Annotated in this window: 13 protein-coding genes; 10 read left to right on the top strand and 3 right to left on the bottom strand. The window is 74.7% G+C overall.

What is annotated here, in order from left to right:
* Window positions 1-692 precede the first annotated feature (692 nt).
* From Sya03_RS07120 to Sya03_RS07110, 3 genes are all read right to left on the bottom strand, one after another.
* On the bottom strand, window positions 693-4,946 hold the full coding sequence (locus Sya03_RS07120; protein ID WP_203937387.1) for an alpha-(1->3)-arabinofuranosyltransferase: 4,254 nt from the start codon (window positions 4,944-4,946) through the stop codon (window positions 693-695).
* Entirely contained in the window at window positions 4,943-6,631 is a 1,689-nt protein-coding gene (locus tag Sya03_RS07115; RefSeq protein ID WP_203937386.1) for a substrate-binding and VWA domain-containing protein, read from the bottom strand. The genes Sya03_RS07120 and Sya03_RS07115 overlap by 4 nt, the downstream gene beginning before the upstream one ends.
* A gap of 141 nt (window positions 6,632-6,772) precedes the next feature.
* Complete coding sequence (locus Sya03_RS07110; protein ID WP_203937385.1) at window positions 6,773-7,492, bottom strand: sensor histidine kinase; 720 nt, start codon at window positions 7,490-7,492, stop codon at window positions 6,773-6,775.
* A gap of 166 nt (window positions 7,493-7,658) precedes the next feature.
* On the opposite strand from Sya03_RS07110, the gene Sya03_RS07105 reads away from it, so the two are divergent.
* Genes Sya03_RS07105 through Sya03_RS07060 form a run of 10 tightly spaced genes read left to right on the top strand, consistent with a single transcriptional unit; the run spans window position 7,659 to window position 15,887 of the window.
* A complete protein-coding gene (locus tag Sya03_RS07105; RefSeq protein ID WP_203937384.1) occupies window positions 7,659-8,357 on the top strand; it encodes a response regulator transcription factor in 699 nt (232 codons plus the stop codon).
* A 56-nt stretch (window positions 8,358-8,413) separates the two neighbouring features.
* Complete coding sequence (locus Sya03_RS07100; RefSeq protein ID WP_203937383.1) at window positions 8,414-10,834, top strand: chemotaxis protein CheW; 2,421 nt, start codon at window positions 8,414-8,416, stop codon at window positions 10,832-10,834.
* On the top strand, window positions 10,831-11,268 hold the full coding sequence (locus Sya03_RS07095) for a chemotaxis protein CheW (protein ID WP_203937382.1): 438 nt from the start codon (window positions 10,831-10,833) through the stop codon (window positions 11,266-11,268). Before Sya03_RS07100 ends, Sya03_RS07095 begins: the two co-directional genes overlap by 4 nt.
* A gap of 6 nt (window positions 11,269-11,274) precedes the next feature.
* The gene (locus tag Sya03_RS07090; protein ID WP_203937381.1) at window positions 11,275-12,150 is read left to right on the top strand and encodes a hypothetical protein; all 876 of its coding nucleotides are present in this window, start codon (window positions 11,275-11,277) and stop codon (window positions 12,148-12,150) included.
* Window positions 12,150-13,289, top strand: coding sequence for a protein-glutamate methylesterase/protein-glutamine glutaminase (locus Sya03_RS07085; RefSeq protein WP_239107181.1), 1,140 nt, complete (start codon window positions 12,150-12,152; stop codon window positions 13,287-13,289). The genes Sya03_RS07090 and Sya03_RS07085 overlap by 1 nt, the downstream gene beginning before the upstream one ends.
* Window positions 13,289-14,134, top strand: coding sequence for a CheR family methyltransferase (locus tag Sya03_RS07080; RefSeq protein ID WP_203937380.1), 846 nt, complete (start codon window positions 13,289-13,291; stop codon window positions 14,132-14,134). The genes Sya03_RS07085 and Sya03_RS07080 overlap by 1 nt, the downstream gene beginning before the upstream one ends.
* A gap of 5 nt (window positions 14,135-14,139) precedes the next feature.
* Window positions 14,140-14,526: a response regulator gene (locus tag Sya03_RS07075; protein WP_203937379.1), complete on the top strand. Its 387-nt coding sequence runs from the start codon at window positions 14,140-14,142 to the stop codon at window positions 14,524-14,526.
* Entirely contained in the window at window positions 14,523-15,011 is a 489-nt protein-coding gene (locus Sya03_RS07070; RefSeq protein ID WP_203937378.1) for a chemotaxis protein CheX, read from the top strand. The genes Sya03_RS07075 and Sya03_RS07070 overlap by 4 nt, the downstream gene beginning before the upstream one ends.
* Window positions 15,008-15,370, top strand: coding sequence for a response regulator (locus Sya03_RS07065; RefSeq protein ID WP_203937377.1), 363 nt, complete (start codon window positions 15,008-15,010; stop codon window positions 15,368-15,370). The genes Sya03_RS07070 and Sya03_RS07065 overlap by 4 nt, the downstream gene beginning before the upstream one ends.
* Window positions 15,371-15,416: 46 nt before the next feature.
* The gene (locus Sya03_RS07060) at window positions 15,417-15,887 is read left to right on the top strand and encodes a hypothetical protein (protein ID WP_239107180.1); all 471 of its coding nucleotides are present in this window, start codon (window positions 15,417-15,419) and stop codon (window positions 15,885-15,887) included.
* Window positions 15,888-15,917: the final 30 nt, after the last annotated feature.

Here is a 15,917-nt window from a genome sequence, read left to right as displayed (position 1 = left end):
GCGGGTCGGTCGGGCTGGGGCTGGCGGTCGGCGTCGCCGTGGCGGGGGTCGTGGCGCTGGCGGCGCCCGCGCTGACCGCGGTGCTGCACCTGTCGGGGTGGTCGGCGGCGCTGGTGCTGCCGTTGGCGCTGCTGCCGTTCCCCGTGGCCGGGGCGCTGGCGGGAGTCTTGCAGGGCCGGCAGCGGTTCGGGACGCTGGCGCTGCTGCTCGGGGTGGAGACGGTGGGCCGGGCCGGGGGCGGCATCGCGGGGCTGGTGGTGGGGCGCACGCCCGCCGCAGTGCTGGTCGGGGTGGCCGCCGGGATGGTGGCCAGCACGGTGTTCGGGTGGCTGCTGTGCGGGCGGCCGGTGCCGGGGGTGCCGTCGCGGGCGCTGGTGCGGCGGGTGTCGCACGCCGCGTACGCGACGATCGGCCTGGTGCTGCTGCTCAACCTGGACGTCCTGCTGGCCCGGCACGTGCTGAGCGCGGAGCAGTCCGGGGTGTACGCGGTCGGCCTCATCGTCACGAAGGTCGCCTACTGGCTGCCGCAGGCGGTGGGCGTGTTGGTGCTGCCCCGGCTGGCCGACCCGTCGGTGCGGCGGGGCGCGGTGCGCTCGGCGCTGCTGGCGGTGCTCGTGGTGGACGCGCCGGTGGTGGTGGCGTGCGCCGCCGCCGGGTCGTGGCTGCTGCCGCTGCTCGGCGGCGGCCGCTACTCAGCCGCGTCCGCCCCGCTGTGGCTGTTCGCGCTGACCGGCCTGCTGCTCGCCGTCGCGCAGATCCTGCTGTACTCCCGGATCGCCGGCGCCGAGCTGCGGCCGATGGCCGCCGTCTGGGTGGCCGCCGCCGTCGAGGCCGTTCTGGTGCTCACCTGGCTGGACGGCGGCGTGGGCCAGGTCGCGGCCGCCGCCACCGTCGCCGCGGGCCTCCTCGTCGCCGTCGGGCTGCTGGTGGAGCGGGGCGCCGGGCACCCGCACGGCGGCGGCGACGACGGCGCAGACGGCGGCGAGCATGGCGAGCTGGGTGGGGGCGCCGTACGCCCCCGCCTGCCCGTGCCCCGCCAGCCGCTCCACGACGGTGACGGCGGTGGCGACCGCCATCCCGGCGGCGGCGACCGGTACGAGCAGGCGGGGCCGCACCTGCCGCAGCAGCACGGCGGCGATCAGTAGCACCGCGGCCGGCACCCCGCCCAGCGCGACGGCGAGCACCGCGAGCGCGATCGTCACCGCGTACCCCCCGATGGGGCGCGGGGCCGCGACCGGGCGCCGCCGGCGGACCGGAAGGGCGGCCATGAGCAGCGCGACGAGGACGGCGGCGGCGCCGGCGGCGAGCCCGGCCCGGTACGTGCGGTCGGGCGTGAAGTCGAGGGTGACGGTGCCGCCGTCGCCCGCGGGCACGATCCACGCCTGCTGCCAGCCGTCGACGCGGGTGGCGGCGAGCGGGACGCCGCCGAGCCGGGCGGTCCAGCCGGCGTTGGCGTTCTCCGGCACGACGAGCAGCGCCTGCCCGCCGGGGGCGACGGTCACCGCGCGCGCGGTCTCGTCCCAGCGGTCCACTGTGGTGGCGCGCTGACCGGCGGGCGCCGCCGCGGCCCAGCCGGTCGGGCGCAGGGTGGCGTCCTGCACGACGAAGCTGTCCGACGGCGTGCTGCGCAGCCGGTGCTCGCCCGCGCCGAGCCGCAGGTCGTCGGCGGCGAACAGGTCGCAGATGCGCACCGACAGGGGCCGGCCGGACAGGTAGTCGGCGAGCGTGCCGCTGACGGCGGTGCGGAACCGGATGTCGTCCAGCTCGACGACCGGGCCCTTGCCGCAGGGCACCGCGAACTCCGGCGCGACGGTGGCCCGGTCGACGCCGGGGACGGTCACCTCGGCGAAGCCGGGCACCGCGTCGGCCCGGTTGCCGCGCCGGTCGAAGACGCGGCTGTCGAACGCGACGACGCGGATGTCGAGCCGGTCGGTCGTCATGGCGGGGAAGCGCACGGAGCCGTCGGCGCGCACGTCGGCGACGTGCGCCTCGGTGGGGCTGAGCACCTCGACGACGGTGGGGCGGGCGGCCACCGGCGGGCCGGCCAGCCGGAACGTGAGCCGGTCGACGCGCTGCTCGCCGTCCCAGCGCACCCGCAGCCGGGGGTCGCGGTCGCCGATGTCGGCCAGCCAGGCGGTGCGCGGGTCGCCGTCCACGGCCGACCACGGGCCGACCCGCGGGTCGCCGGCCAGCCACGACGACGCCTCCGCCGTGACGCCCTCGGGCGGGGCGGGGGTGCGGCCGCCGGGCCGGGCGACGGCGGTCACCGACAGCCCGTACGTGGCGGTGAGCGGCGTGCGGAACAGCCGGTCGAGCCCGCCCGGCTCCTCGCCGACGCGGGCCAGTCCCGGGTCGCAGCGCACCGCGCCGTCGGCCGGGAAGCACGCCGGGCGGGCGTGGTGCTCGCGGGTGAACGCGTACGCGGGCGGGCCGCCGTCGCCCGCGCCGACGTCGGCGGGCGCCCGCAGGCTGCGGCTCGGCTCCACGCCGGGCAGGGTCAGCGAGCGGATGCCGACGTTGCCGCCGACCGCGTCGCCGGCCAGCTCCAGCACCGTCACCCGCACGGTGGTGACCAGGCCGCCGGGCGGCAGCGGGTACGGCCCGGCGCCCACGTCGTGCTCGGTGGTGCCGTACTCGGTGGTCAGGGCGAACCGGGCGACCGGCCAGCCGACCCGCACGTCGTCGACGAACGACAGGCCGACGGCGTCGATCCGGCGCGGGGTGCCCAGGTCGACCTGGAGCCACTGCCCGCGCGGGTCGCCGAACGAGGCGCTGTGCCAGGCGGTGCGGTCGTCGCCGTCGAGGGCCGCGAACGGCTGGTACGACGGCTGCGAGCCGCCGCCGGGCGCGTCGGCGTAGCTGGCGGCCGACGACGCCGTGACCGCGCGGATGCCGGAGTACGCCGCCACCGTCCGGTGCGCCTCGTCCTCGAACGGCAGCAGGTCCAGCGCGGCCCGGCGCTGCCGGGACTCCTCGTCGGCGGTCATGGTCTGGCTGACGTTGTCGCGGACCCGGCCGACGTTGCGCTCGCGCCGGCGCAGGCCGTCGGTGACGACCCGGGCGGTCCCGCCGGCGCCGTCGCCGGCCAGCACGGCGGGCCGGTCGGCGGCCAGCAGCCCCTGTTCCAGCGCGGGCAGCAGCGACTCCGGGCCGCCGCTGACGGTGGCGACGTCGGCGGCGTCGACCGTGCGGGCGCGCGGGACGGGCGCCCCGGTGTCGTACACCTCGATGGCCGGCGGCGCGGCCTCGGTGTCGTCGACGGGGCTGCGCTGCTCGGGCCGGGCGTCGGCCGGCGGGCCGAAAGACGCGGCGAGCCGGACGCCGGGCGACGCGGCGAGCGCGGCGCGCAGCACCGCGGCGGGCGGCGCCTGGGTGCGGGCCCGGTCGAGGTCGTTGCGCAGCAGCAGGTAGCGGAAGCCGTTGCGGGTCAGGTAGCCCGCCAGCGCGGGGGAGCCGCGGCCCGTGGACAGCACCGCCTCGACGGTGTCCAGCACCCGGGTGTTGCCCTCGGAGCCGAGCGGCACCTGGTTGCGCAGCGCCCACGCGGTGCGGGCCAGCGGCTGGATCGGCTCGTCGACGGTGCGGCCCCACGTGTAGTGGCCGAAGCCGGAGCCGGGCACCACCAGCGTGCGCCCGGCCGGGTCGTGCTCGGCGAGCCAGTCGGCGGCCTGGTGCCAGTGGGCCGGGATGTCCGTCCAGCCGGGGCCGGGCCGCAGGTGCAGCAGCCACGCGGGCGCCGCCACGACCACGACGAGGCCGACGGCCGCGGGGGCCACCCACGCGCGGGCGGGCGCCGCCCGCCACCGGGCCGCCGCCGCGACGGCGTGCGCGAAGCCGAGCACCAGCGGCAGGCGCAGCACGGGTTCGAGCTTGTGGACGTTGCGGAACGGCGCGAGCGGCCCGTCGAGCAGGCCGCGCGCCACACCGGACAGCGGCGAGTCGAGGGTGCCGACGAAGCCGACCGTCAGCAGCACCACCCCGGCCAGCATGCCGAGCATCAGGAACCCGCGCTCAGGCAGCCGCGGCAGCGCCAGCCCGACCAGCCCGATGCCGCCCACCGCGGCGGTCGCCACCAGCAGGACCGGGTTGTCGACGAGCAGCCAGCCGGCCGGCCACCACGGGACGCCCTCGACGACGTACGCCACCCACTGGTTCGTGCCGCGCACCACCTGGAACGTCGACGTCACGCCGGTCGTGGTCGCCGCCGACTCGATGTACGACAGGAACGGCAGGCTGAACCGGCCCAGCAGCAGCAGCGGCACGAACCACCACAGCACCACGCTCAGCACGCCCGCGCACCACCACGCGACCAGCCGCAGGTGGTCGCGGGTGAACCGCCGGGTCACCAGGTACAGCCCGGGCAGCACGAGCGCCAGCAGCACCATCGCCGCGTTGATGCCGCCCATGGCCAGCACGGCCAGCGCGCTCAGCCCGGCCGCCCGGCGCGGCGAGCCGATCCGGTCCACCCGCACGAGCGGCAGCAGCACGAACGGCAGCAGCGCCGCGGGCAGCATCTCCGACGACAGCGTGCCGATCTCCGTCAGCATGCGCGGGGCCAGTGCGTAGGCGAGCGCCGCCGCGTGCCGGCTGCCCTCGGTGCCGATGCGCAGCGCGCGGGCCAGCAGCAGCACGCCGACGAACGCCACCCCGAACAGCAGCGCGCACCACAGCCGCTGGGTGAACCACACCGGCAGCCCGAGCAGCTGGCCCGCCGCGAAGAACGGGCCCATCGGCACGAGGTAGCCGTACGCCTGGTTCTGCAGCTCCCCGGACGTGGCCCACGGGTTCCACAGGTGCAGCGAGCGGGCCATGAAGCCGACCGGGTCGACCGCCAGGTCCAGCTTGGTGTCGAAGGTGGCCCGGCCCGGCTGCTGCGCGAAGGCCAGCACGGTCAGCGCCGCCAGGCCGGCGACCGTCCAGCGGCGTTCCCGCAGCCAGCCGATCACTTGCGGCACGAGGGCGGCTGACAGCTGAAGTCGGACAGGGCCGTGAAGAAGATGTCGCGGATGTCGGACGCCTTCTTCGCCTGGAAGACCCGGCCGTCGGTGACCGACGCGATGTCGTCCAGCTCGTCGGGGTCGATGTCGCCGCCGATGCCCATGAACACGATCGGCAGCGGCCGGCGCGGGTCGGCCAGCTCGCGCAGCTCGGCGAGCAGCTGGGCGCGGCTGATGCTCGACGCGTCGTCGTTCTTGCCGTCGGTGGCGATGAGCAGCACGTTGATCCGGCCTGGCGCCCAGGTGCGGCGCGCCTCCCGGTACGCGGCGAGCGTCGTGTCGTACAGGCCGGTGTCGCCGTCGGGCTTCACCCGCACCTGGTCGAGGCGCCGGCGCAGCTCGTCGCGGGACTCGCCGAGCGGCCGGGCGCGGGCCAGCACCCGGTAGTCGCGGTCGCCGTCGAGGTTCGTGGAGAACAGCCAGATGCCGACCTCGGTGGTGTCCAGCAGCAGCCCGAGGCCCTGCTGTGCCGCGTCGATCGTCAGGCCGAGCCGGCTGCCGCCGCCGGGCACCTGCTCCGCCATCGACCCGGACACGTCGATCACGCCGAGCATCCGCGACGACAGCTGGACGCCGGTCCACGCGCTGAGCAGCTGCACCAGCGTGGCGTCCGCCGGCATCGGCACCGGCGGCACCGCGGCCGTGCCGGCCCGGCCCGCGCTCTCCTGCGCCAGCCCGGACGCGGTGCCGTCCACCCCGCGGAACCCGGCGGCGTCGAGGGTGCGCCGCCCGGCCGGGGCGAGCAGCTCGCCGAGGAACGCGGTCGCCGCCGAGAGGGTCTCGTCGGCGGTGCCGGGCAGCACCACGTACGGGAAGTCGAGCGTCGGCACGTCCGCCGGCGGGTACGCGGCGACCAGCGGCGACGCCCCCGGTCGCTGGGCGTGCCGCAGCATCGCCTGCTCGCTGGTGACGAACGCGCCGAGCGTGCGGGCGCCGCTGCCGGCCTCCGGCAGCCGCCGGTACAGGTCGGCCGCCCGGGTCACGGTCTGTTCGGTGAACCGGCGCAGCACCGCGCTCTGCGCGGCCGCCGGGTCGTCGTCGTCCGCCACGATGGCCTGCACCGCGACCAGCGCCGCCACCCCGACCGGGTCGGTCGCCGGGTCGGGCAGGCCGACGGGCACGTCGGACGACCGGCCGCGCAGCAGCGCGCCCCACGACACCGGCCGGTCCGGCCAGCCCTGCTCGGCCGCCACCTGGTCGGACATGGCCAGCACCACGGGCGATGTGGCGATCGACGTGCCGGTCGCGGGCACCTCGAACGCGCCCAGCGACTGCGCCCGCTGCAGCCAGTACGTCGACTCGGGGATCCAGACGTGCGGCCGGGCCCCCGACGGCGGGTTGGCGAGGTCGTCGGCGAACCCGGCCGAGTCGCGCGGCGACACCTGCACCTTCACGCACCCGGTGGCGGGCCGCGCGGCGGCGGCGCGGCCGACCGCGTCCGCGACGGCCGGCGCGGCGACCACGTCGACGACGGTGCGCACCTGGCAGCCGGCGGGCTCCAGCGCCCGGTCCAGCCACGCCCAGCCGGCCCAGCCGAGCAGCACGACGACGAGCAGCGCGCTGAGCCAGACGACGGGCGACCGGCCGCGCCGGAGGGCGTGCCGCAGCGGCACGCGGGGGGCCGGCCCAGTCATGCCCCGCCCACACCACCGCGCGCGGGACCGCCTGGAGCATCGACTCGCGTCACCATGACGAGCAGCGTGCCACGGTGGCGGCGGTCACGGTAGACGTCCCGCACTACCGATCGGTAACACGTCGGCGGCGCGGGCGGCCGGTCAGTCGGGGACGGGGGTGTACGGCAGGAACGCGACCGCGCCCGCCCCGACCGCCGGGTCGTAGGTGAGGTCGACCTGGCCGCCGTGGCGGGTGGCGATGGCGGTGGCCAGCAGCATCCACAGGGCGGTGCTGCGGCGCCGGTGCGGGGGCTCGGGCAGGGCGAGGGTGCCCGCCATGAGCAGTTCGTCGGTGAGCTGCTCGGCCTGGACCGCCGACACGGTGACGGTCCAGCCGGCGCCGCCGGCCTCGGCGTGGACGGTGGCGGAGCGGTCGGCGGCGCCCGCGGCCACGGTGCCGACCATCGCGTACGCCAGGAGGTGCAGCAGGGCGGCGTCGCCGCGGACCGGGGGACCGGCGGGCAGGTCGAGCGTGGCGGCGGTGTGCGGTTCGTGCTTGGCGAGGGCGTCGGCGGCGGCGCGGACGATGCCGGCCGGGTCGACCGGGGTGAGCGTGAGTTCGAGGTCGCCGGTCTGCAGCCGGGACAGCAGCATCAGGTCCTCGACGAGGGTGAGCATGCGGTCGGTGTTGCGGCGCACGGCGGACAGGGCGAGCGACCGTTCGGCCGGCGCCATGTCCTCGTCGGCGGCCATGCTCTCGGTGAACGAGGCGATGGTGGTCAGCGGGGTGCGCAGCTCGTGGGAGACGACCGCGAGGAACCGGGCCTCCATCGCGCCGGGGCGCAGGTCGCCGGCGGGTGGGCTGGTGGCTGGCGGGGTCACAGCGCGGTGATCGGTCGGATGCGCACGACAAACTATAACTTTCCGGATTTCGCCTGAGACCTCACGTTATCGTGAGTGTCGCGAATTGATCTCACCGCCCGGCCTCTCCGTGCGGTGTCGACGTCCCGGGGAGGTGGGTTGTGAACGCACCCGGAAGGTACGACTCGTGAGCCGGTTGCTGGTCGTCGAGGACGACCCGGACATCTCCCTCGCCCTGCGGCTGCTGTTCACGCGGGCCGGTTACGAGGTCAAGCAGGCCACCGACGGCCGCAGCGGCCTCAAGGAGGCGTACGTCGAGCACCCCGACCTGGTGGTGCTGGACGTGGGCCTGCCGGAGATGGACGGCTGGCAGGTGCTCGAACGGCTGCGCGACGTCTCCGACGTGCCCGTGCTGGTGCTGACCGCGCACGGCCAGGAGGCGGAGAAGGTGCGCGGCCTGCGCGGCGGCGCCGACGACTACCTGACCAAGCCGTTCGCCAACGCCGAGCTGCTGGCCCGGGTCGAGGCGCTGCTGCGCCGCTCGGCCGGCAGCCAGAACAACTGGGCGAGCCAGATCTACGACGACGGCGTCGTGCACCTGGACCCCACCAAGCGCCGGGTCTACGTCAAGGGCGAGGAGAAGCGCCTGACGCCGACCGAGTTCCGGCTGCTCAACGCCCTGGTGCGGCACGCCGGCGCGGTGCTCAGCCCGAACCAGCTGCTGGCTCAGGCGTGGGACGACCCGACCGGCATCGGCCAGGAGCGCGTCAAGTTCGCGGTCCTGCGCCTGCGCCGCAAGCTCGGCTGGTCCGAACCGGACGACTCGCCCATCGAGAGTGTGCGCGGATTCGGCTACCGGTACCGGCGCAACGGCGGCGACGCCTAAGTAACAGCTCGTCTGAGCCGAATGGCCTCGGGTAGTCCGATCGAAAGGCTGGCGCCGTGGAAGACCTTGGCGAGATCGTCGGCGAATTCCTGATGGAGTCCCACGAGAACCTGGACCAACTGGACCGGGACCTCGTCGACCTGGAGCAACAGCCCGGGTCCCGGGAACTCATCTCGCGGATCTTCCGCACGATCCACACGATCAAGGGCACGAGCGGGTTCCTCGCGTTCGGCCGCCTGGAGGCGCTGGCCCACGCGGGTGAGTCGCTGCTGTCGCGGCTGCGCGACGGCGTGCAGCCGGTGACCCCGGCGACCATCACCACGCTGCTGGAGATGATCGACGGCGTCCGCGCGCTGCTCGCCTCGATCGAGGAGACCGGCGCCGAGGGCGACGTCGCGATCGAGCCGATCGTCGCGGCCGTGCACGCGCAGATGAACAGCAACGACGCCGCCGAGGAGGCCGTCGAGCAGGCGGTCGAGGCGGGTGCCGCGGCCGGTGCCGCCGCCGGCGCCGAGGCCGGCGCGGCGGCCGGTGCGCAGGCGGCCGCCGCGGTCGCCGGCGACACCGCGTCGCTGGACGACACCCCGCGGCGGCCCGCGCCGGAGCCCGTCGAGGAGCAGCGCAGGCCGATCGGTGAGGTGCTCATCGAGAAGGGCGCCACCTCGCCGGGTGACGTGGCGTCCGCGCTGCAGCGCCAGCTGGAGGGCGACGAGCGCAAGCTCGGCACGATCCTGCTGGACGAGGGCAAGGCCGCGCCCGGCGCGGTGGTGGAGGCGCTGCAGGCGCAGGCCGCCCCCAAGCGCAGCGTCGCCGACCAGGCGATCCGCGTCGACGTGGACCTGCTGGACTCGCTGATGAACATGGTCGGCGAGCTGGTGCTGGCCCGCAACCAGCTGCTGCGCGGCGTCATGGAGACCGGCGACGCCGCCCTGACCCGCAGCGCCCAGCGGCTCGGCCTGATCACCAGCGAGCTGCAGGCCGGGATCATGAAGACCCGCATGCAGCCGATCGAGCACATCTGGTCGAAGCTGCCCCGGGTCGTCCGCGACCTCAGCAACAGCATGGGCAAGCAGATCCAGCTGGTCATGCAGGGCAAGGACACCGAGCTCGACCGCAGCCTGCTGGAGGCGGTCAAGGACCCGCTGACCCACCTGGTGCGCAACGCCGTCGACCACGGCATCGAGACGCCCGAGCAGCGCGTCGCCGCCGGCAAGCCGGCCGAGGGCACGTTGACGCTGCGCGCGTACCACGAGGGCGGGCACGTCACCGTCGAGGTGGCCGACGACGGCGGCGGCCTGGACGTGGAGCGGATCGCCGCCAAGGGCGTGGAGAACGGTGTCGTGCGCGCCGACCAGATCGCCCAGATGGACCGCCGGGAGATCATGGCGCTGGTCTTCCAGCCGGGCTTCTCCACCGCCAAGGCGGTCACGAACGTCTCCGGCCGCGGCGTCGGCATGGACGTCGTCAAGACGAACATCGAGCGCATCGGCGGCGCCGTCGACGTCGACTCGACGCCCGGCGAGGGCACCGTCTGGCGGCTGACGATCCCGCTGACCCTGGCGATCATCCAGGCGCTCACCGTCGACTGCGGGGACCACCGCTACGTCGTGCCGCAGGTGTCGGTGCTGGAGCTGGTCTACATCGACGGCCAGAGCACGAAGATCGAGTACGCCTCGGGCGCGCCCGTCTACCGGCTGCGCGGCAAGCTGCTGCCGCTGGTGCGCCTCGACCACACCCTCGGCTTGGAGATCGGCACCGACCAGGGCGTCTACCTGGTGGTGCTGCAGGCGGACGGCCGCCGCTTCGGCCTGGTCGTCGACCGCGTCCTCAACACCGAGGAGGTCGTCGTCAAGGCGATCAACAGCCGGTTCAAGGACATCGGCCTGTACGCGGGCGCCACGATCCTCGGCGACGGCAAGGTGGGCCTCATCCTCGACGTGCAGTCGCTGGCCCGCCGCTCGCACCTGGCGCAGGGCGACGCGGAGCGCGAGTCGCTGGTGGGCACGTCCCGGTCGGTCGGCGCGGCCGGCAGCGGCGAGCGGCTGCTCGTCACGGCCGTCGGCGAGCGCCGGGTGGCGATCCCGCTCGACACGGTGACCCGCCTGGAGGAGTTCCCGCGCACGAAGATCGAGCGCAGCGGCTCGCGCGAGGTGGTGCAGTACCGCGGCCGGATCCTGCCGCTGGTGCGGCTGGCGAACCTGCTCGGGGTGTACGACGAGCCGGAGGTCCGCGACACCGTCAGCGTCGTGGTCTACAGCGAGGGCGACCGCAGCGTGGCCCTGGTCGTCGACCGGATCGTCGACATCGCCGAGGACGCCGTGACCGCGCGCAACGAGACCCACGAGGACGGCCTGGTCGGCACCGCCGTCATCCAGCAGCGGGTGACCGAACTGCTGGACGTGCGCCGGGCGATCCTCGCGGCCGACCCCGACTTCTACACCGAGCGGTTCGACCCGTCCCTGGTGGAGGCCCGATGAGCAGCCGGCAGTTCGCCACGTTCGAGGTGGCCGACCAGCTCTTCGGGGTGGAGGTGGAGGCGGTGCAGGAGGTGCTCTCGTACAACGAGTACACCCCGGTGCCGCTGGCCCCGCCGGCCGTCGGCGGCCTGTTCAACCTGCGCGGCCAGGTCATCGCCGCGGTGGACCTGCGGGTGCAGCTCGGCCTGGCCCGCCAGGCGCTGCAGGGCCCGGTGATGAACGTGATCCTGCGCGGTGACGGCGAGCCGGTCAGCCTGCTCGTCGACAAGATCGGCGAGGTCGTCGACCTGGAGGACGACACGTTCGAGCCGCCGCCCGTGACGCTCAGCGGCCCGACCCGCGACCTGGTGGTCGGCACCTACAAGATGGACGGGCGGCTGATGCTGGCCCTGGACGTGCGCTCGGCCGTGGACACGTACCGGGTCACGAGCTGATCGCCGATGTACAGCCTGGTCAGCGCGCCCGTCCTCGGGTTCGATCTCACCCGCCTGCCCGGCGGCTCGGCGACCGCCGAGGTGCTGCTGCGGGGCCTGCGGCTCACGGCCGACGACCTGCCGGTGCTGGCGGAGCACGTGCCGGGCGAGGACGTGCGCGGCCCGCTGTGGGTGGCGGTGGAGAGCGCCGCGCGGCAGGTGCCGAGCCTGCGCGGGATGAACGAGGCGGACGACCCGGCCGGCACCCTCGCCACGGTCGAGCGGGCGCCGATCGGCTCGGTCGACGAGCTGCTGACCTGCATCCGGTACGACGTGCTGGAGTGGACGTGGGCGGGCACCGGCAACCAGGCACGGCAGAGCGACGCCGCCGCCGCGGCCGCCGCGCTGCTGTGTGACGCGGCCGTCGCCAGCTACCTGAAGGACTACCTGGACGCCGACACCCGCCGGGGCCTGGGCGCGGGCTGGGTGCGGGCGATGCGGCACCTGGCGGCCGGCCCGCCCGTCGACCTCGGCCCGCACCACTACGCCGTCTCGGCGCTGCTGGACAAGATCCGCTCCGCGCGCCCGGGCGACCGCACCCGGCTGGTGCAGGCCGCCGACGAGGCCCGCCGCGCGTCGAGCGGCTGGTCGCCGGCCGTCCACTCGGCGTCCTGGGCGGCGTACCTGTCGGGCCGGGTGCGCACCGCGGCGGCCGCGCAGCTGCTGCTCGTGCAGGCGATCGACACGGCCGACATCCCGGTGGCGGACCGGGCCGGCGGCGTCTGGAACACCCTCAGCGGCTGCGTGCAGGCCCTCGTGGTCCGCGACCTGCTGGACACGGCAACCGCGCACCGGCTGCTCGCGCCGGTGGTGGCGGCCCTCGGACCGAGCTGGTGGAGCTGATGCCCGTGGTCTCCGTGCTGGTCGTGGACGACTCGGTCGTCGTGCGCCGCCTCATCGTGGACGCCCTGACGGGCGCCCCCGACGTCGAGGTCGTGGGCACCGCGGCGAACGGGCGCATCGCCCAGCAGAAGATCGACCAGCTCCGGCCGGACGTGGTGACGATGGACATCGAGATGCCGGAGATGGACGGCATCGAGGCGGTGAAGGAGCTGCGCAAGCGGCACCCGCGGCTGCCCGTGATCATGTTCAGCACGCTGTCGTCGGCCGGCGCGGCGGCCACCCTGGACGCGCTGGCGGCCGGCGCCACCGACTACGTGACCAAGCCCGCCAACGTGGGCTCGGTGCGCGAGTCCATCGCGGCGGTGCGCGAGCAGCTCGTCCCGAAGATCCACGCGCTCGGCCGGCGGCGCCCGGGCGCGCCGGTCCGGCCGCCGACGCCCGGCCTGGCGGCCCGCCCCGGGCTCTCGGCGCCGCCCGCGCCGCTGCGCCCCGCGGGCGTCACCGCCGCGCCGGCGCTCACCCAGCCGGTGGCGCCGCTGCCCGGCGGCGGCCGGGTGGAGCTGCTGGCGATCGGCTCGTCGACCGGCGGCCCGGACGCGCTGGCCCACCTCTTCCAGGCGCTGCCCACCTCGCTGCCCGTGCCGGTGGTGGTCACCCAGCACATGCCGCCGGTGTTCACGAAGATGTTCGCCGAGCGGCTGAACCGGACCACCCCGCTGACGGTGGTCGAGGCCGAGGACGGCATGCCGCTGCGGGTCGGCACGGTCTACGTCGCCCCGGGCGACCGGCACCTGGTGCTGCGCCGCCGCGGCACCGACGTGTCCACCGAGCTGTCGAGCGCCCCGCCCGAGAACAGCTGCCGGCCCGCCGTGGACGTGATGTTCCGGTCGGTCCGCGCGCTGTACGGCAAGTCGGTGCTGGCCGTGGTGCTGACCGGCATGGGCTACGACGGGCGCGAGGGCGCCCGCGACCTGAAGGGTGCGGGGGCGACCGTCGTGGCGCAGGACGAGCAGAGCTCGGTGGTGTGGGGCATGCCGGGCGCGGTGGCGCAGGCGGGTCTGGCCGACGCGGTGCTGCCGCTGGACCAGATCCCGGCCGCCCTGCTGGCGCGCCTCGGCGGCCGGACGGTGGGCGTCTGATGGGCCTCTCCGCGTCCGATTTCGCGTTCGTCGCCGCGCTGGTCCGGCGCGAGTCGTCGATCGTGCTGGCGCCCGGCAAGGAGTACCTGGTGGAGGCCCGGCTGATCCCGGTTGCCCGGCAGGTCGGGGCGGCCGGGGTGGCCGAGTTCCTCGCGAGCCTGCAGCGCATGCCCAACGCCGACCACCAGCGCCGGGTCGTCGACGCGCTGACCACCAACGAGACGTCGTTCTTCCGCGACCGGGAGCCGTTCACCGCGCTCACCGACGTGGTGGTGCCGCAGCTGGTCAAGGCCCGCGGCGCGCAGCGCCGGCTGCGGGTGTGGTCGGCGGCCAGCTCCAGCGGGCAGGAACCGTACAGCCTGGCGATCTCGCTGCAGGAGTCGCTGCCGCCCGGCTGGGACTACGACATCGTCGGCAGCGACATCTCCACCGAGATGATCAAGCGGTCGGAGGCGGCGGAGTTCAGCCAGGTCGAGGTCAACCGGGGCCTGGCGGCGCAGCAGCTCGTGCAGTACTTCGAGCGCTCGGGCGCGCACTGGCGGGTGGTGCAGAGCCTGCGCCGGCACGTCAGCTTCCAGCGGCTGAACCTGACCGCGCCGCTGCCGCCGCTGCCCCCGTTCGACGTGATCTTCCTGCGCAACGTGCTCATCTACTTCGACGTGGCCACCAAGCGCACCGTGCTGCGCAACGTGGCGCGGCTGATGCGGCCGGACGGCTGGCTGTTCCTGGGCGCGGCCGAGACCACCATCGGCATCGACGACAACTACGAGCGGGTCACGGCCGGCCGGACGTCGGCCTACCGGTTGCGGGCTGCGGTGCCGGCGGGCGCCGCGGGGAGGATGTGAGCACCGTGCTGGCGATCATCATCGACGACTCGCGCGCCATGCGGCTGATCCTGCGCCGCATCATCGCCAAGATCGGCTTCGACGCGGTGGAGGCCGGCGACGGCCAGGCCGCCCTGGACACCATCGCGGAGCTGACCGAACCGCCGCAGCTGGCGCTCGTGGACTGGAACATGCCGGTCATGAACGGGCTCGAGTTCGTCACGCGCGCCCGCAAGGACCCGCGGCTGCGGGACATGACGCTGGTCATGGTCACCACGGAGAGCGAGCAGAGCCAGATCGTGCGAGCTCTCGCGGCCGGCGCCCACGAGTACGTGATCAAGCCGTTCACGGAGGACTCCATGATCGACAAACTGGCCCTGCTGGGCCTCACACCGACCGGAGCGAACCCATGAGTGTGCAGACGGTTCCGAACGTCGCCGACCTGGCCGAGATGGTCGAGCAGGTCTGGACGTCGTACCTCGATCCGGAGGGCGTCGAGCCCCTGATCCCGGTCGAGAAGGGCGCCAATTCGTCCGAGGTGCACTCCTCGGTGTCGATCACCGGCAGCTGGCAGGGCGTGGTCGTGTACGGCTCGTCGCAGGAGGCGGCTAAGCAGGCGGCGGCGGCCTTCCTGGCGATGGAGCCCGACGAGGTCAGCGCCGAGGACCTCGCGGACGTGCTGGGCGAGCTGGCCAACATCGTCGGCGGCAACGTCAAGGCGATGCTGCCGGCGGGCTGCTTCCTGTCCCTGCCGCAGGTGGTGCTGGCTCCCGAGTCGGCGTCGCGGTACCCCTCGGCGGTGCAGGTCGCGGGCCTCTACGGCACGTGGAAGGGCGAACCGATCTCGGTCACGATGTGGCAGAGCCGTACCGACGTGAAGGAAGGTGGGGTCGCGTGAAGATCCTGATCGCCGACGACAGCCGGGTCATGCGGCAGATCGTCACCCGGACGCTGCGCCAGGCCGGCTTCGACGGGCACGACCTGGTCGAGGCCGCGGACGGCCGCGAGGCGTACGACAAGACGGTGGCGGAGTCGCCCGACCTGGTCATCTCGGACTGGAACATGCCGGAGATGACCGGCGTGGAGGTGCTGCGCAAGCTGCGGGCGGCCGGCAACGACGTGACCTTCGGGTTCGTGACGTCGGAGTGCACCGCCGAGATGCAGGCGCAGGCGGAGGCCGCGGGCGCCAAGTTCTTCATCGTCAAGCCGTTCACCGCGGAGCGATTCGACGAGGTCTTCTCCGGCATTCTGGGGTAGGACTTCTCTGAACTAATGGGATGATTAAGCCATGTCAGATACTTCGGTGATTCCTGCCTCGCTGGCCGTGCGCAACCTCTTCGAGGACCTGCTCGGCCGCGAGGTCACCGTCTCCCCCGGAATGCCGATGGAGCGCGCCGACCTCGACAAGGCGGTCGTGGCGATCTTCACGGAGCGCTCGCAGATCGCCGCCGTCCTCGGCATGGACCTGAGCCTCGCCGCCAACGCGGGCGCCGCCCTGGGCCTGCTCCCGGCGGGCGCGGCCGAGGACGCCATCGACGAGAAGACCCTCACGCCGGTGCTGGCGGAGAACGTGGCCGAGCTGTGCAACGTGCTCACCAGCCTGCTCAACCGCGAGGGCGCCCCGCACGTCAAGCTGCACCAGGTGGTCGTCCCCGGGCAGGCGCTGCCCAGCGACGCCGCCGCGCACCTGCTCGCCCTGGGCCGCCGGCTCGACCTGGTCGTCGAGGTCGCGCGGTACGGCAAGGGCCGGTTCGCCCTCTCGATGGCCCCGTAGGGGCGCCGTCGCGGGCTCCTGTCACGGGCG

It is taken from the genome of Spirilliplanes yamanashiensis, from assembly GCF_016863475.1.
Lineage (GTDB): Bacteria > Actinomycetota > Actinomycetes > Mycobacteriales > Micromonosporaceae > Spirilliplanes > Spirilliplanes yamanashiensis.
The sequence above is the reverse complement of the archived record's forward strand: the minus strand, read 5'-3'. Positions and strand labels throughout refer to the sequence as shown.

What these genes read in the sequence shown, in the direction of transcription:
- Sya03_RS07115 (WP_203937386.1), bottom strand. Translation starts at nt 6,631, where the DNA reads ATGACTGGGCCGGCCCCCCGCGTGCCGCTGCGGCACGCCCTCCGGCGC.
- Sya03_RS07095 (WP_203937382.1), top strand. Translation starts at nt 10,831, where the DNA reads ATGAGCAGCCGGCAGTTCGCCACGTTCGAGGTGGCCGACCAGCTCTTC.
- Sya03_RS07090 (WP_203937381.1), top strand. Translation starts at nt 11,275, where the DNA reads ATGTACAGCCTGGTCAGCGCGCCCGTCCTCGGGTTCGATCTCACCCGC.
- Sya03_RS07085 (WP_239107181.1), top strand. Translation starts at nt 12,150, where the DNA reads ATGCCCGTGGTCTCCGTGCTGGTCGTGGACGACTCGGTCGTCGTGCGC.
- Sya03_RS07080 (WP_203937380.1), top strand. Translation starts at nt 13,289, where the DNA reads ATGGGCCTCTCCGCGTCCGATTTCGCGTTCGTCGCCGCGCTGGTCCGG.
- Sya03_RS07070 (WP_203937378.1), top strand. Translation starts at nt 14,523, where the DNA reads ATGAGTGTGCAGACGGTTCCGAACGTCGCCGACCTGGCCGAGATGGTC.